The sequence below is a fragment of the Flavobacterium sp. 22659 genome (assembly GCF_052044235.1).
GTDB classification, from domain to species: domain Bacteria; phylum Bacteroidota; class Bacteroidia; order Flavobacteriales; family Flavobacteriaceae; genus Flavobacterium; species Flavobacterium johnsoniae.
The window spans coordinates 112,563-134,815 of record NZ_JBQEMU010000008.1; the positions used below are offsets into that span (position 1 = coordinate 112,563).

Here is a 22,253-nt window from a genome sequence, read left to right on the forward strand (position 1 = left end):
GACATGAACAGGATTTTAATAAAAAATGCCAAAATTGTAAACGAAGGATCTATTTTTGACGGAGATGTTTTGATCGAAAATGATCTTATTGTTGAAGTTGCAGACAGCATCAGTCTAAAAACATCAGATTGTATTGTTATTGATGCCGAAGGAAGTTATTTAATGCCGGGAGCAATTGATGATCAGGTACATTTTAGAGAGCCGGGCTTAACGCATAAAGGCGATATCGAATCTGAATCTCGTGCAGCTGTTGCTGGCGGGATCACTTCTTTTATAGAGCAGCCCAACACAGTTCCGAATGCCGTTACTCAGGAAATATTAGAAGATAAATATCAAATTGCAGCTCAAAAATCATTTGCGAATTATTCGTTTATGATGGGAGCAACCAATGATAATTTGGAAGAAGTTTTAAAAACAAATCCAAAAAATGTAGCCGGAATCAAGATTTTCTTAGGTTCTTCAACAGGAAATATGTTAGTTGACAGAGAAGAAACTTTAGAAAAAATTTTCTCAAGCACACCAATGTTAATTGCAGTTCATTGTGAAGATGAAACTACGATTCAAAATAATCTGGCAGAGTTTAAAGAAAAATACGGAGATGATATTCCTGTAACGGCTCACAATTTAATTAGAAGTTCTGAGGCTTGTTATCTTTCTTCTTCAAAAGCAGTGGCTCTGGCAAAAAAGACAGGAGCGAGACTTCATATTTTTCATCTTTCGACAGCAAAAGAAATGGAATTGTTTACAAATAAAATTCCATTAGAAGATAAAAAAATCACAGCCGAAGTTTGTGTACACCATCTTTGGTTTACTGATGAAGATTACAAAACAAAAGGAAATTTCATTAAATGGAATCCGGCTGTAAAAACCGAAAGTGACAGGAAAGTACTTTGGGAAGCTTTAAATGACGGCAGAATTGATGTTATTGCAACAGATCACGCGCCTCATACTAAAGAAGAAAAAGCACAGTCATATTTAAAAGCTCCATCCGGAGGTCCGCTTGTACAGCATGCTGTTGTAGCAATGTTTGAAGCGCATCACCAAGGAAAAATCAGTGTAGAGAAAATTGTAGAAAAAATGTGCCACAATCCGGCTAAAATTTTCAAAATTGAAAAAAGAGGATTTATCAAAGAAGGTTATTTCGCCGATTTGGTAATTGTAAACCCAAGTAAGCCTTGGAGTGTAAATTCTGATAATATTTTGTACAAATGCGGCTGGTCTCCTTTTGAAGGAACAACTTTTAAATCGAGAATTACGCATACTTTTGTAAACGGTGAAATGGTTTACAATAATTTTAAAGTAAAAGATATCCGCGCCGGAAAACGTTTATTGTTTGATAGATAAAAAGCTGAAATGAAGAATTGTTTAATAATACTATTAGTTTTGTTTCTTTCTGTAAGTTGTAAAAAAGAGGTTGTAAAACAGCCTGCAAAACTTATCGAGAAAGAAAAAATGATTGATATTATGTATGATTTGTCTCTTTTAGAAGCAATGAAATATCAGCATCAGGAACTAATAGATTCTACTGAAACAAACCCAACAAAATTTATATTGAAAAAATATAAAGTTGATAGTTTACAATTTGCACAAAACAATATGTATTATGCTGCAGATTATGAGAACTATAAAGACATGTTTGATGAGGTAGGAAAGCGATTGGCCAAAGTTCAAAGAGCAACTGATTCGATAGTCAAAATCGAAGATAAAAAAGCGGCTAAAGAAGCAAAAAAGAAAAAGAAAGAAGTTCTAAAAGATTCGATCAAAAAAGCAGAACCTGTAATAAAAAGCATCGATTCGCTGAAAAAAGCAAAAAGAAAACAATTAAGAAAGTAATTACAGCTTCGAAATATTTTTTACATATTCATGTACATCCAGAAAAACCGTTCCCAGAGCGGTTTTTATTTTTTCATTTGAATATAGATTTTTAGAATAAGAAGCTTTTGCTGTAGCTTTAGTCAGTCTTCTTTTTTGAAAAAATAAAGTCGAAAATATGCCGTCGGCAATCCAAAGGAAATTCATTAAAGCGGGTTTTGCATGACGATGTGGTCTTTTAACGTTTAATGCATCTGCAATGGTGTTTAGAATATCTTTAAAAACAATATTATCGGCAATTAAAGTAAATCGTTCGTTTTTAATATCGCTTTTCATTAGCTGAAGGGCAGTTTTTACAACATCATCCACAGAAATAAAACCAGTATTTCCAAGTGTGTAAAAGGAAAGTCCGTTTGCAACTTTTGCATACAATTCAGAACTTCCTTGCTGTTTGCTTTTCTCTTTCGGAATTGGACCTAAAATAACACCCGGATTAATAATAATAACATCTAAACCTTCCTGATGTCCACGCCATACTTCCATTTCGGCACCATATTTTGAAATGGCATAATCACTATGTGGTTTTTCAGGATTCCAATCTGTTTCTTCGGTAATATAAGTTTCATGAGCTGCTAAATCTCCCAGCGCAGCAATGGAACTCACAAAACAGAATTTTTTAATTTCTCTGGCAATAGAAAAGTTGACGATATTGGCTGTTCCTTCGATATTGGTTTTTCGAAGCGCTTCTTCATCTTTAGGATCAAAAGAAATTAAAGCAGCACAATGGTAAACATACTCAATGCCGTTAAAAGCAATTTCGAGAGAAGGTATGTCCAGAATATCAGCTTCAAGCCATTCTATTTTTTCAAACAATTCAGTTTTTTTGTATAATTCAAAAACCGATTTTGTTTTTTCAATATTATTTTGACTGCGATAAATTGCCCTTACATTTTCTCCATTTTCAATTAAATGAAGTAATAAATGCGAACCAACTAAACCTGTTCCTCCTGTTACTAATACCATTTTGTAAAGATAAGTTTTTGCTTGAAAGAGACAAAGCGACAAAGGCTCAAAGTTGCAAAGGTTTTTTCTTGAGATGTAAAGATTTAAAGGTACAGAGGTTAAAAGTTTTTTATTAGAATTGCAATTGTCATTGATATTGTATTTGCTTTTTGATATTGCCGATGCCATTGATTATATTTGCGCAAAATATTTTAAAAAATGAAGAATCTAGTTGAAGAATTAAAATGGCGCGGTTTGTACCATGATAGCATGCCAGGAACGGAAGAACAATTGCTAAAAGAGGTAACATCGGCCTATATTGGTTTTGATCCAACGGCAGATTCACTGCATATAGGCAGTATGGTTCAGATTATTTTATTGGTACATTTAAAGAATTTTGGTCATCAGCCAATTGCTCTTGTGGGCGGTGCGACCGGAATGATTGGTGACCCATCTGGGAAATCTGACGAAAGAAATCTGCTTAACGAAGAAACCCTGGCTAAAAATGTTGCCGGCATTAAAAGTGTTTTGTCTCGTTTCTTAGACTTTAATTCAAAAGAACAAAATGCCCCAATTATGGTAAATAACTATGATTGGATGAAAGAATTCTCGTTTATTGATTTTGCTCGTGAAGTTGGAAAACGTATTACGGTAAATTATATGATGGCGAAAGATTCTGTTAAAAAGAGAATCAACGGAGAAGGTGAGGGAATGTCTTTTACAGAGTTTACTTATCAATTAATTCAGGGGTACGATTTTTATCATTTATATAAAAATAATAACTGCCTTTTGCAAATGGGAGGTTCTGACCAATGGGGAAATATTACCACGGGAACAGAATTAGTACGCAGAATGGGCGGCGAAAATGCAAAAGCTTTTGCTTTAACAACACCTTTAATTACAAAAGCTGACGGATCTAAATTTGGAAAATCTGAAGGAGGAAATGTTTGGCTGGATGCTGATAAAACTTCAGTTTACAAATTTTACCAGTTTTGGGTAAATGCTACAGATGCTGATGCTGAAAAATATATCAAGATATTTACTTTCTTAGATAAAGAAACAATTGATGCTTTAATTGCTGAGCACCAAACTGCTCCTCATTTAAGAATTCTGCAAAAGAAATTAGCCGAAGAAATCACGATTTTTGTTCACAGTAAGGAAGAATTAGAAAAAGCAATTCAGGCTTCGAATATTTTGTTCGGAAATTCAACTGCTGATGATTTGAAAAAACTAGATGAAAAGACTTTCTTAGAAGTTTTTGATGGAGTTCCGCAGGCTGAAATCGCAAAAGCAGATCTAGAAAACGGATTAGATATTGTTACTGTTTTAAATGAAAAAACAGGTTTCTTTAAATCGAACGGAGAGGCAAGACGTGCCTTAACTGCAAATTCTATTTCTGTAAACAGAGAAAAAATAAAAGAAGATTTTGTTTTAACAGCAAATGATTTAATTAATAATCAGTTTGTGTTATTACAAAGTGGTAAAAAGAATTATTTTGTGATTCGAGTGGTTTAATCCGCATTAGATAAATAAAAAAAAGCATCCTGAATAAGGATGCTTTTCTATTTAATAGTTGTTCTTATTTAAGAACTTTACGAGTCTCGTTTTTCGATTTAATAATGTAGATACCGCTTTTTAGTGAATCTAAGGATCTGTTTTCTTCTTCTATAGATTTAACTTCTTTAGTTAGAACTTTTTGTCCTTCAAAATTGTAAACGTTAATTGAATAAGGCTGTATGCTGTCTTCAACATTTACATTAGACTGAACAGTTTTTGCGAAAGGGTTAACAAAAGTAACTGGTATAACTGTTATGTTGTTATTTTCGTTTGATTCAGTATTTGTTTTAGAATCATCAACCGACATAAGAATGTTTCGATTTCCGGTAACTGTTAAGCTGCCAAAATCTGAAGAGAAAATTGATTTAGATACTGTAATTGAACTTCCCGGGTTTATTGCAGCTATTGAAACGCTGCTTGCTGTAGATTTTATATCTGCTGCATCAAGAATACCATCAGTTGATAAATAAAACTGAAGCGTTGCAGGGGTTGATGCTGTGCTTCCTATATTTTTAATAGTTATTGCCTGTAAGTTAATAATTCCAGATTGATTATTTATTGAGTGTCTTTTATTTCCTAAATCACTTAATGCTGCGCTGCAATCAAAACAGTTGCTAAAAATAATCGTATTAGCTGGATCAATAACTAAGTCTGGTTTTCCAGTTGGCGTTGTTGTCTGGTTGATAGTAAATGACGATAAAGACGAAATTATATTATTACTGTTATTTATGTCTTCACTATTAATTAATTGAATAATTACATAATAAGTACCGCTGCTAATATTTGCAGGAATAATTATCGATGGAACACCATATTTGCTTTCATTAGGGTTTAGTGGATCGATGGTAACATCTTTGATTAATATATCATCAGAACTTAGAACAGAATTGCCTTTAGAAAAGTAAATTAAGCAATGAGATGGTGCAAAAGCTCTCCCTCCTATATTTTTTATAGAATATATTACACTAGCATTTGCTCCGGTAGTTGTTGTTGTGCCTCCAAAGTCTGCTGCTATAGCTTGTAAATCTGGTTTTGGGCAATTTAATGCAGTGCGAGAAAAAGTAGAACTACCATTTGTAGGGTCTAATTGGTATTCACTGTCTCCAGCTTCGATGCTTGATCCTGTGATCAAGTAATAATTAGCGCCTTTCCCGAAATCCATAAAATAAACATCACCTATACTTAAAGGTTTTTGTGTTTTGACATTTACTTTTTCTCGAATAGTATTAGCAGTCAAATTTGAACAATAGTTAGCTTGGGCTTCTTCTAAGGTTGCGCCTAATAAAATTGGTCTTATGTATTTCCATGACAAAGAATTACATAAATCTGGGATTAGTTCAAAAGGTGCTGGTTCATCAATATCAGAACCTTTGTCTAAATAATAATCAACAGCATAAAGAACTTTGTAATATCTAGATCCCGATGTTGAACCTAAAATAAGATCAGATTTGTAAACTTTACCAACTTCTAACTTAAAACTTTGATTTAGATTTACATCTCTATTTGGTCCTACAACAACGGTTTGAGCACATCCGGCCGAAATCGCTATTTCAATATTTGGACCTAAATCCTGAAGTGTATGAAATTTGTAAGTCTGTGACCAAGTTGTAACACTGCTTATAAAAACAAGCACTAATAAAGTAATTTTTTTCATAATTTATATGTTTAAAGATTACTTTAAAAGTATATTTAAAAGATAAATATAGTATTTTTTTTACATTAACTGTGTATTAAGAAATTGGGTATATTCCTACGAATAAGTTAAAGCTGAAAAAGAACTTTGAATGATTATCAAGCTTAAAGCACCATCAGGTTGCAGCCACGAATATCAGAATTATCAAAGCGTCCCAATACCTCAAAAGAGTTGTTGGGATTTTTTTTGCCTAAATCCTGCGTTGCAATAAAAGAGCAAGAGTTAATATTGGCTAAATCTATTACATTAATACCGCCGGTTTTTCCGTCCTGAATATAGGTTAAAGCATCTTCAGGATCGCGAACGAGAATGTGCATCCATGACGGGCATTCGAAAACACCTTCACCTAAAGAATAGGCTTGCGCTAAAAGTTCTGTCATTCCGTATTCAGAATGGATAGATGAAACGCCAAAACCTTTGCAGAGAATTTCGTGTAGTTCTTCGCGAATCATTTCTTTGCGTTTTCCTTTCATTCCTCCAGTTTCCATAATGATGGTATTTTGGAGATTGAATTGATGTTTTTCGATTAGATCTAATAAAGCATAAGTAACGCCAATTAAAATCACATTTTGACCTGATTCATCTAATTCGGCCAGTTTTTTAATTAAGTCGTCGTGATTGTGCAGATAAAACCCACTGTCAGGCTGATTAGATAGTTTTATTAAGTCTTCGACCATATAAATAAGCGAAGACCCTTCACGTTCTAAATATGACGGCAAAAGGGCTAAAACAACGTAATCTTCTATATTGCCATAGAATTGTGAAAAACCTTTGCGGTAACTTTCCTCATATAGGGAGATATCGGTCACTAAATGTCTGCTCGTTATCATTCCGGTTGTACCGCTGCTGGTAAAAGTTACTTCGGCAGGATTTTCATTTGAAACGACATTGTGGCTTTTGAAAAATTGAATAGGTAAAAAAGGAATCTGCTGTAATGATTTTACCTGCTGAATATCTGTTTTTAAGTAATCACAGAAATCACGATATACTGCATTGTTCGCATACTGAAAGCGAAACACTTTTAATGCTGTCTTTTCAAATTGTTTATGGCTTGAAATCGTAAATATATCGTTGGCTGTAATCAAAACTTTTTTTGTGCAAAGATATTGTTTTTCGGTTTTCAGTCGCAGTTTTCAGTCGCAGTTTTCAGAGTTTCATAAAAACTATAAACTGTGATTGAGACTGTAAACTAAAAAAGCTCCAAAAGGAGCTTTTTTAAAATTTATCGAATAATGAGTTTTCGCGTAGCTGTGGCATTCTGCTCGCTTATTCTTATGATGTAAACGCCAGGCACTAGATCAGAGACGTTTAATTCTTTTGTAGTTAAATGTGCTTGCAGTACTTTCTTTCCTAAGATATCAAATACGATGATTTCTTTTTCAAAATCATTTTTTGATGATATATATACTTTTCCATTTACCACAGGGTTAGGGTACAAGCTGAGACCCTCAATACCTGCCGGATCCTGAGTTTTTGGTAATTGCTTACTGTCTTGTGCCGAAACACTTACAGTAAAGAAAAAAGCCAATAAGAATGTAATATAAAAGTAGTTTTTTGCCATCGCGTTTATTTGGATATTGTAAATATACAAAAAAAATTACAAAAAACACACCAAAAAAAAACATCCTAAATATTTAGGATGTTTTTAACATTTTGTATTCGAAGTTATTAGAAACCAACTGACCAAAACATCAGTCTAATTGGATTGCAAAACTTTTTTGATTACTTAGTCCAGTTAGCCCAAGTTGGTAAATCAGCACCAGCACCAGCACCAGTTGCACCAGTAGTTGTTCCAGATAATTTAGGACCATCAAAAACAGTTACAGAAGCTCCAAAAGTATAGTTTGTGATAGTAAAGTTACCAGCAGCAAGGTTTGCAGTTACACCAGCATCAGCAGATAATTTAGCTAAATCTTTAGGCATTCCGTCAGCAACATATAAGTTTGTGTAAGCTTGTTTTCCACCACCTTCTTTATAGTTGATTGCTTTTTCGTCAGCTGTAAAAGCAGCATCACCTTTAATGATAGAGATGTTAGTGATTTTAGCGTTAGTCATTGGAGTAGCAGTGCTTGGATCTTTTGCATTTGTAGAACCTTCAACCCCAGCTTTGGTAACACCTTTAATGTATACGTTTGTAGCTGTACCTTGCCATCCGTCAGCGAAATCTAATGAATCATCATAAGAATTGATCATAACTAAGTTAGTAGCATTTACTGCTCCACCGAAAAACTCAATTGCATCATCACCACTTTCAAAAGTATAGATGTCAGATACTACAGTTCCTGAACCAACTCCGAAGAAAGAAACTCCATTGTATTCTTTTTCAGAAGTATATTTAGAACCTGTATAAGAAATTTTTAAGAAGTTAATGTTTCCAGAAGAATCTGCATTATCATTACCTCCGTAGCTTAAACCACCTACTTCAGAAGTACCATTATCTCCAGTGTTAACTTTAGCGTTACCAGCGATGATTAATCCACCCCAGTCACTTTGAGCAGGAGATGCTTTTCCAGAAGTCATAATAACTGGTTTAGCAGCAGTACCATTGATGTTAATTTTAGCATTTCTTTCTACAGCGATATATAAAGATGTAGCAGGTGCAGTAGCAGAACTTTTGATTACTGTTCCAGCAGGAATTACTAATGTAGCTCCTCCTTTAACAACTAAACCTCCAGTTAACGTGTAAGTTTGTGTAGGGTCTAAAGTAACAACACCATCATTGATGTCTCCTTTTAAATCGTCAGCTTTTAAAACGAAAGAACTTTTGTTGTCGTTTTTGTTGTTATCATCAGAACTACAGCTTGTTAAAGCAAGTCCTAATATTGCAGCCATTGCAAATAAACTTTTTTTCATTTTTGTTGTGTTTTATGTTTTATTTATTCATGGCAAAGTAAATGAACATATGTTTTTGCTGGGTTAAGACCGTATTAACAATATATTAAGTATATTAGGTAAAAAATAAACCTGCTTAATGTAAAATTTACATTGAATTGTGGCAGATAAAAAAAGGTGATTAGTATTACCTAATCACCTTTTCGTTTTTTTATAGATTTTAGTTTTTAGAACGTATAGTTTAAAGTAAGTCTTAAATCTGAACCTGCTTTGTATGAAACTGCAGTAATGTCGCCAACAGATTCTTTCCCTGGTACTTTGCCTTGTTCTTGTACACGTTTGAAAGTTGGATTTAAAATATTGCTGTAAATAAGACCAAGTTTAAGGTTTTTAGTTAAACTTGTATTAGCAATAAAATCTAATTTATTTACTGCTTTGTCAACCATATTTCCAACTCTTGAAGTTCCAATTACAGCCAGTTTATCTGAGAAATAAGAATAAGATACTGTTGCGCTGAAATCACGTCCTTCCCTAAATTCATTTAAAAATGATACGTTAGCATTGGCAAGAAAATTAGAAGCCCCTGATAATTTACTATCTGTAAAAGTAAAATTAGCTCCAAAATCATTTTCATTGTTTACTTTTTCGTTGCTTAGATCTTGGTTTGTGTATAAATATGATCCGTTTGCATCAAAAGAAAGTTTTGTTTTTAAATTGTCATCTTTCTCGATTTCAAAAATGTCTTTTCTAAATTCTACTTCAACTCCTGCTACAGTTGCTTTATCACCTGTATTAGCATAAGTAATATCATTTGAAGAAGAGTTTAAGAACATTTCGTTGATAGGATTTTGAATAATTTTTCCAAATGCTGTTACAGAAATTAATTCTCCTGCTTTTGGGAAAAACTCCCATCCTAAATCGAAGTTGTAATTTGTAGAAGCATATAATTTTGGATTTCCTTCATATGCCTGAGCAACATCTTCATAAATAATTGGCACTTTTTCTTTAAATTGAGGAAGTGTATACGTCTTACTTGCTGAGAATTTTAAATTTTGTTTATCATTCAAAGTATACTTTGAGATTAAACTCGGTAAGATGTTGAATTTTGAGTAATCAGAATTATCTCCTTGTGGAACCGTAGTTGTGATGTAATCAACATTTTGAGTCAATTGCTCAAGTCTGGCACCTAATATTACACTTAATCTGTCAGTTAAAGAATATTGAACATTCGCAAATGCAGCATTAACATCTAAATTTCCAGTATATACTTGATTAATTCTGTTTGAGTAAGAAGAACCCCAATGTGCAGGATCTAGATAGTTATCTGTATGGTGTATATCTTCTTTAGGGAAAGACATCGCATTTCTGTTTGGGAAGAATGAATACTGTTCCATGTTGTAATCTACATCCTTAAACTTTCCAGAATAACCAACAGTTAGTTTTCCTTTGTAAGTATCGTCACTTGCTTTTTTAAAGTTATAAGAAAGAGCAATATTTGCAGCGATTTCATTTTCTTTTAAGTCTTGAAAAAATCTGTGATTGTTGATGTTAGAGTTCGTAAAAAACGTATAGTTTATGCCATCCAAAGCATGAACAAAAGAGTTTTGCATACGATCTGGAACTGCACTGTTAGAAATACTGTATCCTACTCCCCAGTTTAAATTCCACTGATCATTGAATTTGTTTTTTCCTGTTAATTGGTTTACAATTAATTGAGTTCTTTCAAAAGTTCCACGTTTGATAAAACCTGAAATTTGCTGCTGTGCATCTCCTCCACCATCAAAGTTTACGTTAGTCCCTTCGTATTCACTATAATCCTGCTCGCTTGAGTTTAAGAATAATGAAGTAAAAAAGATTGAGTTTTTGTTGTTGATTTTATAATCAGCAGTACCCATAACAGTTGTTGTTGTGTTATGTTTGTAAGCTGTTCTGATAAAATCAGAATATATATCTCCATCAGAAGTAATTCCTCCTCTGCTGTAACCTTGAGTGTATTTGTTTTTTGCACTGAAAGATCCGGTAACAAATGTACCAATTGAACTTTCGTCGTTTATTGTAAATCTTTTTCCTCCAGATAATGTATAGAAAGCATTTAATACATTTTTGTTTTCTTTTCTGTCCCAGCTTGTTGCGTAGCTGTATGGCAATAATGGAGCATCAGGAACCCCCGCTTTTTTAAATCCTGTATAAGTAGGTCCGTCTTGAAGATAAAAATGATCTTGTCCTAAAACATTAGTATTAGCACCAGACCCAATTGAAACAGTAACAAATGGTTTTCCGCTGAATCTTTTTGCACTGATATCAATATTTGCTCCGCCAAAGTCAGCATAGTTTTGAGCTTCAAAAGTTTTACTGATTCCAATGTTATCTACAATGTTTGTAGAGAAAATTTCTAAAAGAATGTTTTTATTTGCCGGGTTGTTTGATGGTAACGGAAGACCATTTAAAGTAGTAACGTTGTAACGGTCACCTAAACCTCTCACAAAAACATTTCCAGAGTCATCTTGTTTAGATACACCACTTACTTTTGCAACCGCATTAGCAACGTCGTTAACTCCTTTTCTTGAAATTTCTTCAGCACCAATTGCAGCTTTAAATGAAACTGCATTTTTTTGATCTAATAATAATGCTGATTCTTTTTGTTTGTTAGCAGTTGCAGATTTTACAACTACATCTTTTAAAGTAAAACTTCCAGAAGAAAGTGCCTGATTTATAACTACAGTTTCGTTTGCCTTTACGTTAACTGGAGCTTCTTTAGATTCATATCCTAAAAAACTAAAAATTAAAGTGTAGTTTCCTGGATTTACGCTCAACGAATATTTTCCGTCTACGTCGGTATTTACGCTAATGTTTGTACCTTTAACTAAAACATTTGCAAAAGGCAACGGATCATTGTTCATTTCTTTGTCAGTCAGAACGCCAGAAATCGTACCTTTGTTTTGCGCGATCGAAATCGTACAAATAAATAGTGCAATAAATAGAAATCTTAAATTGAATTTCATTAGTGTGTTGTGTTTAATTTATTTTTGTGCAAAGAAAGAACCGCGCTGTAAAGTCCATGTTATGGACTTGTTATGTTTTTGTGTTGTTAAGATTATCAAATTGTTACCAGATTAAATTACCGTTAACACCAATTTTTAAAGGTTCATTTGTTAGTATATTTACCCCGTGAAATAAAAAACATCGGATAAATAATTAAGAATATTTGATGTAAAAATCTCAATTTTTGCTATTTATGAAAAAAACACAAACTAAGATTTTATTAGTTGACGACGAACCGGATATCTTAGAAATCGTTGGCTATAACCTTGCTCAGGAAGGCTACCAGATTGTTACAGCTTCTAATGGAAAAGATGCTATAGCAAAGGCTCAGAAAGAATTGCCGGAATTAATTATCATGGACGTGATGATGGCAGAAATGGACGGAATGGAAGCTTGCGAACATATTAGAAAAATTCCTGAGTTAAATAATGTTATCATAACATTCCTTACGGCAAGAAGTGAAGATTATTCGCAAGTAGCTGGTTTTGATGCAGGTGCTGATGACTATATTACAAAACCAATTAAACCAAAATTATTAGTCTCTAAAGTAAAGGCTCTGTTAAGAAGGTTAAAAGAACAAGAAGTGGTTACAGATACCATAAATGTTGGCGGAATTGAAATAAACCGTGAAGAATATAAAATCATAAAAGGCAATTTAGAAATTGCTCTGCCAAGAAAAGAATTCGAACTATTTTATTTATTAGCTTCTAAACCAGGAAAAGTATTCAAGAGAGATGAAATCCTTGATAAAGTATGGGGAAATGAAGTAGTAGTTGGAGGAAGAACAATTGATGTTCACATTAGGAAACTGCGTGAAAAAATAGGCGAAGACCTTTTTAAAACCATAAAAGGTGTTGGTTATAAATTTGAAGTTTAGATTTTAAGATGCTGAGGTTCTAAGATTCTAAGTTATTTAGATATTTTGGAATTTTGCTAAAGATTTAAAAGCATTCAAATTCTTTTAAAAATATTCAATACATTTAAACCATATAAGGAACTGAAGTTTACTTGGACTTTAGTTCTTTATATGGTTTTTGAGTTACACTTAATTTCTCTTAATCACTTAATGATTAAAAACATAAATGAAAATCAATTTTAAAAAAACGTACAAATTTGCTATAAAATCGGCATTGTATATCAGTCTTTTCTCAACAGCATTTGTGCTGATGCTGATGTCTTTATTTTATAAAAATCAGTTAAAACATCAAATAGCATTTGGAATAATTTTCATTATTGTCATTTACATATTCTCTTTTTTGGTTTTACAATATCGTGTAGAACGCTTTATTTATAGAAGAGTAAAGAAAATTTATGATGAGGTTTCATTATTAGAATCAACAAATCTTATCAATCAGCCTATTACGACTGATATGGAAACACTTTCACGAGAAGTGAAAAAGTTTGCAACCGATAAAAAACTCGAAATCGAAATGCTTGAAATTCGTGAGCAATACCGTAGAGAATTTCTAGGTAATGTTTCCCACGAATTAAAAACGCCATTGTTTACCGTTCAGGGTTATGTTTCGACTTTGCTCGATGGTGCAATGGATGATAAACACATTCGAAAAAAATATTTAAAACGTGCCGAAAAAGGCGTAGAGCGGCTTATATATATTGTTGAAGATTTGGATATGATTACCAAATTAGAATCAGGAGATTTAGATTTAAATATGACTGATTTTGATATTGTTGAATTAATCCAGAATGTTTTTGATTTATTGGAAATGAAAGCCGATAAAAAGAAAATCAAATTGGCCTTTGAAAGTAAAAATGTACAATCGGTTATTATTCGCGGAGATCAGGATAGAATTCAGCAGGTTTTAGAAAATCTGATTGTAAACTCAATTAAATACGGAAAAGAAGGCGGATTGACAGAAGTTGGCGTTGTAAACTTAACTAAGAAAAAAGTCTTAATTCGTATTAGTGATAATGGAGAAGGAGTTGAAAAACAAAACATTCCAAGACTTTTTGAACGTTTTTACCGTGTGGATAAAAGCGGAACGCGTTCTGAAGGAGGTTCAGGTTTAGGTTTGGCGATTGTAAAACATATTATCGAGGCGCATAAAGAGAAAGTTTATGTAGAAAGTGAGTTCGGAATTGGTTCAGAATTCTCTTTTACACTCGAAAAAGCATTCAAAAGCCAAAAACCTGACGTTAAAAAATTGTAATCGAGTTTTTGCTAAACAGCCTAAAACAAAGGGGTTTAACAATAAATCAACACACGGATTTAGTCCGTAACATTAAATTTTTATTATAGTAACATCTTGTTAATGATTTCTTAACATAGGTGAGTCATCTTTGCATCCTGAAATTAAGGGAATTAGAGAACTAATGATAAAAAGAAAAATATTAGCCGTTTTAATGTTGATAAGCTGTTTTGTAAATGCACAAGACATAAACAAACAAGAAGTAAAAAACGAAGTGCTTCGTATTCTGGATTCTATCAACAAAGCAAAATTGCCGGATACTAAATCTGGAGGAGGAGTTGAAGAACACTGGTACGATAGAATCTCTTTAAGAGGTTACGCTCAAATTAGATACAACGGACTTTTTTCTACAAACGATAAAGTTTCCTGCGAGCAATGCGATAAATCCTGGGGAACAACTTCAACAGCTCCAGATGCAAAAGCAAACAACGGGCTTTTTATCCGCCGTGCTCGTTTAGTGTTTTCAGGGCAGGTTCACCCAAATGTATTTTTCTATTTCCAGCCGGATTTTGCCAGTTCACCTAGTACTGGAATTCAGAATTTTGTTCAGATTCGAGATCTTTATTTTGATCTTTCTTTTGATAAGAAAAGAGAATACCGCGTTCGTATCGGGCAGAGTAAAATTCCGTACGGCTTCGAAAACATGCAGTCAAGTTCACAGCGTTTAACGATGGATCGTGCCGATGCAATCAATAGTTCTATATTAAATGAGCGTGATTTAGGAATGTTTTTCTACTGGGCTCCAGCCGAAATTAGAGAACGTTTCAGCATGCTGGTAAAAGACGGATACAAAGGTTCGGGCGATTTTGGAGTATTTGCTTTTGGAGTTTACAATGGTCAGATTGCTAATAAATTAGACGGAAACAGAGATTTAAATGTTGTAGCCAGAGTAACTTATCCATTTGTAATTGGAAGCCAGATCATTGAACCGGGAATCCAGGCTTATACAGGAAAATGGGCATTTACCGGAGAAATTTCTAATGGAGTAACTGTAAATGATCCGCAGTATGTAAAAGACCAAAGAGTAGGAGCAACATTTGTTTTGTATCCAAGACCATTTGGAATCCAGACAGAATACAATATCGGAACAGGACCTCGTTATAATACCTTAACTAATACGGTAGACGAAACAGATTTAAATGGAGGATACGTTTTATTGAACTATAAATGGGATATTAAAAAACAGCACATTTATCCATTTGCCAAATTTCAATATTATGACGGAGGAAAGAAATATGAAAAAGATGCCAGAAGTTATGTCGTAAGAGATTACGAATTTGGTATCGAGTGGCAGCCAATTAAAGCTTTTGAATTAACAGCAGAATATGTAATTGCCGATAGAACTTTTGAGGACAGTGCGCTTCCAATAAACAGACAACAAGGAAATGTATTGCGATTGCAAGCGCAGTTTAACTTCTAAAATTAGTCTTCAAAAACATTAAATAACGAGTCCCAGTCTATATCATTTTTAAATTGAGACAAACCTTTAAACGACTTTACTTTTGATAAATCTTCAATTGTAAAGTCGTCTTGCATTGCATAAGGTACAAGATTTTCTTCCTGAAGTTTTATCGCCAGATATTCCTGTTCGTACTGTCCCGGAGTTGGAATAAAAAAGGCTTTTTTTCCTAGTTTAGCCAAATCCATAACGGTAGTATAGCCGGAACGGCAAAGAACAAATTCACTTTCGTTAAAAGTCTGCTCCAATTGTTTGGAGTTCATGAAATTATAATAAGTTACATTTCCAGCCTGCCATTTCTCTTGCGTTTTCTCTACAATTCCTTGTACAAAAACCACTTTACCTTTAAACTTGGCAGCTTCTTTTTGAAGTTTTTCATCCAGATATGTACGCTGTGGTTCAGGACCAGATAAAATAATCATCAAATCATATACAATTGGCGTTTCCTTTTTCTTCATTCTGCTCAAAGGCCCAATATATCTTAAATTAAGATGATCGTTTTTAAGATGTCCCAAATCACCTGTAAGATTTACTTTTTCATTAGAATCCGGAACCCAGCATTCCGTATATTTTTTTATAATATGCTGATGACATTTACTCGTAAACCAAGTTGTATTTCCGGTCATCACATTTAATTGATGCGTCATGAAAACAGAAGGCACTTTTTTGCTGAAAACCCCCAGTCGGTTATCCGAAATAATACCGTCAATACCATGTTTTTTGATCCAGCTGTTTACCATTTTTTTCTCGTCTAAAATAGCCGTAATCATTTTAGGCAGATTCTTGATCAGCTTCCATTTAAAATTCTTGCCGTTTTTAGCATATTCAATATGATATGAAGGCAGTTCAAGAGTTTGAACATAGGGAAATTCCTTGCGCAATAAAGCAAGAGCAACACCGTCAGAAGCAATAATTGGAATATAATTATTTTCTTGAAGCGCTTTAATGATCGGAATACATCTTGTGGCATGCCCTAGTCCCCAGTTTAAAGGAGCAACTAAAATAGTTTTGTTAGCAGAATAGTCAATGCTCATAATTTTTTAACGCTTTTTAAAAAACGAAGATAAAGAAATATGTTTTGGATGCTATTTCAGGTTTATTACTAAATTATTAACTCTATATTCTTAAAAACACTAGAAATTTCTAGGAGTGTTTCAAAAATAATTTTGTTTAGCCAAATAAGATTATCCCTATGTTAAGTAATTCTGGATTTTTTTAAATGACCTTAATAAGGAAATTTGTAAGTTGAGTTTATAATATAAAAATGAACTGCCTGAGAAGCGGACAAAAAAAGGAGCTGTCTTTTTAAACAGCCCCTTTTAAATTGAGATTCAAAGTATATGTCTCAGTATCTTAGTTCCTCAGAACCTTAGCGTCTTTGAGATTAATCCTGAATGTACGTTTTGTTACCATTTTTGTTAATATAGTATTTACCGCCTTTTGGACCTGTATATACTTTTTTACCGTTATATTCTCCAGTTACCTTGTCTGGTGTTTTTGGAGCTTTTTCATTGGTTTCTTTTAAAGTTTTTGTTGCTGATTTTTTTGCAGTTGCAGCTTCTTTCTTGGCATCTGCTTTTGCGCCTTCAGCTTTATCGGCAGCTTTTTTTGCTTTTGCAGCGTCACTTTTTGCTCCCGTTGCTTCCTTTTTAGCTTTGGCAGCTTCTTTGTCTGCTGATTTTTTAGCTGCGGCTGCAGATTCTTTTTTCGCATCTGCTGATGCTTCTGTTGCTTTCGCTGCTTCTTTTTTAGCTTTTGCAGACTCTTTTTTTGCATCGGCTTTTGCTTTGTCAGCGTCAGATTTTGCTTTTTTTGCAGATGCTTCGGTTTTGCTCTTAGCGGCTTTTGCAGTAGTTTCCTGCGCATAGAAATTAGTAGATAAAACTACTAAAAAACAAAGTAATACTAATTTTTTCATGGTGGCTATAGTTTATAATTTCACATAAAATTAAGCAATTAATTCTTATGTTTTTGTTAAACATTAAAAATATGCACGAAGCTGCACATTGCCGGTATGAATCGTATTTCCAGTCTCACTTTTACGGCCTTGGTAGTTTAAATTAACATCTAAAAACTGTGTTATATTTTTCTGCAAAAGCAATTTCCAAACTAAATTTTGTCCTTGCTGTAATCCTTCGAGCATCTGAAAACCAACCGAAGAAAATTCATTTCCGTTAAATTTATTTTCATAAAAAGAAAATTCTCCATTAATGGTAACTTTCTTTTCGCCGGCAAAAGAAAAGGCAGTTCCAAGTCTGTTTTGAACTAAAGTCTCAAAATTTCCAATCTGGTTTTCCTTATTCTGAAACTCATAAAAGAAATCCAAACTGGTATTTTTAGAAAATAAATAACTGATTTTTGGTGCCAGTTGATAACCTTTTAAATCATAATTTTTCTCGACAAAATCCTTCGAAATTAAATCGGTCTTTATCGTTTTGGTAAAGAAATTAAACAGCCAGCTTTTTTGATACAAGTGTGTATATTGTAATTGATGTGAACTGTTTTTGACGCTTTGTGAACCAACCGAAAGTAAATTTTTACCATTATTAATAAGGTAAGTATAAGTAACGGAATGTTTTTGTTTACCACGATTGTAAAACAAACTGTTCCTGAAACTTGAATTTAAGCCCAGAACATTTTCATCTGATGAATAAAACGGATTGAGTTCTAAACGATCGCCATTGCTGCGTACTTTTCGATCCATTATAAACGAAGTCTGGTTGTATAAATACGAAAGCAGTTTCTTCAAACCTTTTTCATTCTGCCATTGCAGCGGATTTAAAATAACCGACTGCGAAAATTTATTCTGGTTTGTTTTTATATAAACCTGATTGGGTAAAAAGATGCGAATGTATTTTGCCTGATCCGGAAATGCTGCAATTTCAAACTCTTCCAGTTCCTGAATGCCGTTTCCGTTATAATCATTCCAGGTATAAACGCCTTGTCCGGTTGGAACTTCAACATACGTAAATTCCTGCTGTGCGATTGTTCCCGAACTGGTTTCATACGCCGTTCCAATCTGCATAAACTGATTAAAAAATCGGTCATTGTACAAAACTCTTGAATTTAACGAAGGTTCATTTTTTCTGTTCGAATCTGTAAAATCCAGATTTCGGTAACTGGCATAAACGGCTAAATCAGTTGTTTTATTTTGAATTAATTTTGACTTTAAAAAGTACGTCTGCGAATTGTTTACGTGCTGTAAAAGTCCATTTTGCAAACTATCATTTCGGCGCTGCAAATAACCCAATTCAACAAAAACTTTTGTGCTGTCGCCGCGTCCGACAAAAACACCGTATTCAGAAAATCTTTGGCTTAAAGCCGAAAACTGATTTGTTGTTTTATCTTTTTCCTGATTATCCTCGATTTGTAAACTCCCGCCAACCCAGTTTTTACCAAAATGATATTTGGTTCTGGTTTGATTTCTAATGAATTTTGAAGTCGAAGCTGTGGCATCAGAATTTAAAAAACTTCCCTGATTTTCAATTGTCCATTTTTTTAATTTGAACAAAGCTGTTGTAGTATGGCGCGCTCCTGAATAACTTTCACTAAAATCTAATTTCTCAAACTGATAGGTGAACAAACCAATATTTGACGTTTCTTTTTTGGCAAACAAATCAAAATTAATACCCGTAACCAATAAACTCTGATTTCCTAAAAGTGTAGAATTTAAATTCCAGTCGCGGTTAAATTCAATATTATACAAACGCTCCACCGATCTGAAATCTTTCTGCACAAATTGATAATTCGCAAAACCGTCTAAAGTCCAGTTTCGTGTAAAAAGACGTTTTTTAATATTGGTTTTAAAAGCAATTCCTTCGTTGTCAGAATCATCAATGCTCGAAAATAAGTTTTTGTCATTATTGCTCATGGCGATTTCAAAATCGACCAGCGTTTTTTCGTCGGGATTGTATTTACCTAAAAAAGTAGCGACCTGAATTTTCATTGGTGCAACTAATTGCACAATGGGTTCATAATTTCCCTGCGGGATTCCGCCAATAGGCGAAACATATTGATAAATTCTTTCAACTGAATTTGTGTTCTGAATGATATAATTTCCGAGATTATTTCCAACAAGACTAAACTTTACATTGTATAAAACATCTGCAGAATTATTAGAATATTCGTAGGCTTCAACCGAGTTTACAAGGATTTTTTTATATAAAATTTTATTCTCAGAATAGGTGTCTTCAAATGCCGATGGCGCTTTCATCAAATTAATATCATCACCCGCCTGTGCTAAAATCTGGACTTGTTCTGTAGAAAGATTTTGCTGTAAAGGCTGGTTTTTCATGTCATTTTCAGAATAGATGTAGCCGCCAAAACTCCAGCTTTTATTTTCGGTTGTGGCACCAGCGTAAGTAACCAAACGATTGTAATTTCTTTCAGAATATTGGTATTCAACATTAATTCTCATTTCAGAAGTAATCGTAAAAAGCGATGTAAAAACAATTTCTCCCGCATTATAATCAATCACATAATCGTTGTTTTCGCCGCGTTTCAGCAAAACACCATTTACATACACACGCTCAGAACCTGAAATTACCAAAACATACAATTCGCCGTTTTGTCCTTTTAGTTTATAAGGACCCTGATTTCCTTCCTGTCCTGTAAAAGTACTTTTGGCATATTGTCCTTTTACAAATGAAACCGAAGCAAAAACATTGGTTTTACTTTTTTCGGTATCAAAATCAAAACTGGCAGCAAGTCCCTGAACCTTTTTATTGAAACTCAGAAATTGGGTTTTTCTGTTTTCCAGAAAAACATCACCTGCCCGAATATTCCAGTCATCTGTAAAAAGTTCCATGAAAATATTGTCAAACTGATCTAGTTTTTGAGAATAACCGCCATCCTGAAGCGGAATATTATTATCCTGAAGCGAAGCCCGCAGACTGACTTTATCGGATATTTTTCCTGTAATCTGCAAATCTAAATTAGAATTCAAAACCGTACTTTGATTGTTCCCAATCGTAACTCCGCGCGTAATACTTCCAGAAGTGCTTAAACCGTCAAAAGGAGCCGCTTTTTTAGCATTCCCGTTATCAATTTTGTATAATTTTTCAGAAGTAACGTCACTGCTTACAACCTGACTGTCTTTATAAAGCCCATATTCTTTGGTCAGGAAATCAGGATAATTGAGATAATTGACAATTAAAGTATCAGAAACCGAAGTGAATTTTTCGTTGAAAAGAAGTGTTCCTTTTTTAAAATCAATTTTATAAAAAGTAGAATCAATTGGCTGGTTTTTAGTGTTTAGAATTTCAAAAAAACCAGAATTGATACTCACTTTTTCAAGATGAATAGTGTCTTTTGTCACAATTACTTTTTTGGTTTTGTACAGCGTTTCTGTTTCCTGCGCCATAAGCCCGGAATACCAAAACAGTATCATACAAAACAGTAATTTTTTCAACATAAACACTTTAACTCTAAAAATTCAAAAGTAGTATTTATAATCAAGAAATTGCGAGGCTTTTATTTGTTAGGGAATTGACTGATTTTCAAATTTTAAATGGCATTATTAAATATAATTCTTATCATAAATGAATCTTTTTTTTAGCTTTGTTCAGGATATAACGAACTTAAACTATGGATACCGGCAAAGAACTTCTATTCTTTTTTAGTGCTTTGGGATCTTTCAACGGAATTATTCTGGGAGTTTATTTTTTCTTTTTTACAAAGAAAAAATTCCTCACAAATTATTTCCTGGGCGCACTCTTGTTCGCTTTAAGCATCCGAATTGGGAAATCTGTTTTTATTTATTTTCATCCTGAACTGCCCAAAATGTATCTGCAGTTAGGACTTACTGCTTGTTTTTTTATTGGTCCTTGTTTGTATTATTTTTTAAGATCGGCAGTTGAAGAAATCAATGTAATGCCAAAATCGTGGAAAATGATGCTGCTGTTTTGGGGAATTCTGATTGTGAGTGTCGGAATCCTATATCCGTACGAAATTTATCCAACACTTTGGAGCTTTTATTTAATTAGGATTATTTACTTTCAATGGTTTGTATATATCCTATTTTCAGGATTTACAATTCGCGGCGTTTTAAAGAAAATTTTCAATACTAAAGAAAAAGCAAGTCCGTCAGAAATTTGGTTTGGAACCCTTTTTCTCGGCACTTTTTTATTATTCCTTTTTTACTTTTTGGCCATTATGGGCGCTTCGGCTGCAACTTATATAAGCGGTGCCGTTGTTTTCTCTTTTATTTTATATCTGATTATTTCTATTCTTTTATACCGAAAGAAAACCGATGATTTGTTTCTACTGAACAGTCAGAAGGTTTCAGGCAAAAAAATCGATGCAGCCGAAGCTGTGATTATTTCTGAAAAATTAGAAAATATAATGAACGAAAAAAGCCTGTATAAAAACCCAAACCTGAATTTGCAGGATTTGTCGAGAGAAATTAATATTTCGAGCCATCAATTATCGCAGTTTTTAAATAATAATCTGGGAAAGAACTTTACCAGTTTTGTAAACGAATTTAGAATAAACGAAGCCTGCAGAATTATCACTTCAAATGATAAACTGACTTTAGAATCTGTTGGTTACGATGTGGGATTTAATTCAAAATCGACATTTTTTGCTGCTTTTAAAAAACATACCGGAACAACACCTTTAAATTATCAGCTTCAGGCTTTACAAACATAAA

16 protein-coding genes are annotated in these 22,253 nt (G+C 33.4%); 7 read left to right on the top strand and 9 right to left on the bottom strand.

Annotated features, from left to right (window positions below):
- The first annotated feature begins 3 nt into the window (after window positions 1-3).
- Both ACTJIW_RS10575 and ACTJIW_RS10580 read left to right on the top strand, forming a co-directional pair.
- Window positions 4-1,344 (top strand): dihydroorotase, encoded by a 1,341-nt coding sequence (locus tag ACTJIW_RS10575; protein WP_440716113.1) that lies wholly within the window; start codon window positions 4-6, stop codon window positions 1,342-1,344.
- 9 nt (window positions 1,345-1,353) lie between these two features.
- The gene (locus ACTJIW_RS10580) at window positions 1,354-1,833 is read left to right on the top strand and encodes a DUF4296 domain-containing protein (RefSeq protein ID WP_440716112.1); all 480 of its coding nucleotides are present in this window, start codon (window positions 1,354-1,356) and stop codon (window positions 1,831-1,833) included.
- Here ACTJIW_RS10580 and ACTJIW_RS10585 read toward each other — a convergent pair whose 3' ends face one another.
- Window positions 1,834-2,835: an NAD-dependent epimerase/dehydratase family protein gene (locus ACTJIW_RS10585; protein ID WP_012022642.1), complete on the bottom strand. Its 1,002-nt coding sequence runs from the start codon at window positions 2,833-2,835 to the stop codon at window positions 1,834-1,836.
- Between the two features lie 198 nt (window positions 2,836-3,033).
- Here ACTJIW_RS10585 and tyrS point away from each other — a divergent pair, with 198 nt between their 5' ends.
- Window positions 3,034-4,329, top strand: coding sequence for a tyrosine--tRNA ligase (gene tyrS, locus ACTJIW_RS10590; protein ID WP_012022641.1), 1,296 nt, complete (start codon window positions 3,034-3,036; stop codon window positions 4,327-4,329).
- A gap of 64 nt (window positions 4,330-4,393) precedes the next feature.
- Here tyrS and ACTJIW_RS10595 read toward each other — a convergent pair whose 3' ends face one another.
- From ACTJIW_RS10595 to ACTJIW_RS10615, 5 genes are all read right to left on the bottom strand, one after another.
- Complete coding sequence (locus ACTJIW_RS10595; protein WP_440716111.1) at window positions 4,394-6,025, bottom strand: CARDB domain-containing protein; 1,632 nt, start codon at window positions 6,023-6,025, stop codon at window positions 4,394-4,396.
- Between the two features lie 143 nt (window positions 6,026-6,168).
- Entirely contained in the window at window positions 6,169-7,149 is a 981-nt protein-coding gene (locus ACTJIW_RS10600; protein WP_121359987.1) for a LuxE/PaaK family acyltransferase, read from the bottom strand.
- 137 nt (window positions 7,150-7,286) lie between these two features.
- Window positions 7,287-7,625 (bottom strand): T9SS type A sorting domain-containing protein, encoded by a 339-nt coding sequence (locus ACTJIW_RS10605; RefSeq protein ID WP_121359988.1) that lies wholly within the window; start codon window positions 7,623-7,625, stop codon window positions 7,287-7,289.
- Window positions 7,626-7,786: 161 nt separating this feature from the next.
- Window positions 7,787-8,917, bottom strand: coding sequence for a hypothetical protein (locus ACTJIW_RS10610; RefSeq protein WP_440716110.1), 1,131 nt, complete (start codon window positions 8,915-8,917; stop codon window positions 7,787-7,789).
- A gap of 206 nt (window positions 8,918-9,123) precedes the next feature.
- Window positions 9,124-11,898, bottom strand: coding sequence for a TonB-dependent receptor domain-containing protein (locus ACTJIW_RS10615; RefSeq protein ID WP_440716109.1), 2,775 nt, complete (start codon window positions 11,896-11,898; stop codon window positions 9,124-9,126).
- A 233-nt stretch (window positions 11,899-12,131) separates the two neighbouring features.
- Here ACTJIW_RS10615 and ACTJIW_RS10620 point away from each other — a divergent pair, with 233 nt between their 5' ends.
- The 3 genes from ACTJIW_RS10620 to ACTJIW_RS10630 all read left to right on the top strand — a co-directional run bounded on the left by ACTJIW_RS10620 (window position 12,132) and on the right by ACTJIW_RS10630 (window position 15,565).
- Window positions 12,132-12,815, top strand: coding sequence for a response regulator transcription factor (locus ACTJIW_RS10620; protein ID WP_343694072.1), 684 nt, complete (start codon window positions 12,132-12,134; stop codon window positions 12,813-12,815).
- A gap of 205 nt (window positions 12,816-13,020) precedes the next feature.
- The gene (locus ACTJIW_RS10625) at window positions 13,021-14,106 is read left to right on the top strand and encodes a sensor histidine kinase (RefSeq protein ID WP_440716108.1); all 1,086 of its coding nucleotides are present in this window, start codon (window positions 13,021-13,023) and stop codon (window positions 14,104-14,106) included.
- A 163-nt stretch (window positions 14,107-14,269) separates the two neighbouring features.
- Window positions 14,270-15,565 (top strand): porin, encoded by a 1,296-nt coding sequence (locus ACTJIW_RS10630; RefSeq protein WP_440716107.1) that lies wholly within the window; start codon window positions 14,270-14,272, stop codon window positions 15,563-15,565.
- Between the two features lie 2 nt (window positions 15,566-15,567).
- Here ACTJIW_RS10630 and ACTJIW_RS10635 read toward each other — a convergent pair whose 3' ends face one another.
- The 3 genes from ACTJIW_RS10635 to ACTJIW_RS10645 all read right to left on the bottom strand — a co-directional run bounded on the left by ACTJIW_RS10635 (window position 15,568) and on the right by ACTJIW_RS10645 (window position 21,017).
- Window positions 15,568-16,638: a glycosyltransferase gene (locus ACTJIW_RS10635; protein WP_121359992.1), complete on the bottom strand. Its 1,071-nt coding sequence runs from the start codon at window positions 16,636-16,638 to the stop codon at window positions 15,568-15,570.
- Between the two features lie 350 nt (window positions 16,639-16,988).
- Window positions 16,989-17,522 carry a hypothetical protein gene (locus tag ACTJIW_RS10640; protein ID WP_440716106.1) on the bottom strand — a complete coding sequence of 178 codons (534 nt, stop codon included), beginning with the start codon at window positions 17,520-17,522 and terminating at the stop codon, window positions 16,989-16,991.
- A gap of 63 nt (window positions 17,523-17,585) precedes the next feature.
- Entirely contained in the window at window positions 17,586-21,017 is a 3,432-nt protein-coding gene (locus ACTJIW_RS10645; RefSeq protein ID WP_440716105.1) for a hypothetical protein, read from the bottom strand.
- Between the two features lie 173 nt (window positions 21,018-21,190).
- On the opposite strand from ACTJIW_RS10645, the gene ACTJIW_RS10650 reads away from it, so the two are divergent.
- Window positions 21,191-22,252, top strand: a complete 1,062-nt coding sequence (locus tag ACTJIW_RS10650) for a helix-turn-helix domain-containing protein (RefSeq protein ID WP_440716104.1) — start codon at window positions 21,191-21,193, stop codon at window positions 22,250-22,252.
- Window position 22,253 lies beyond the last annotated feature (1 nt).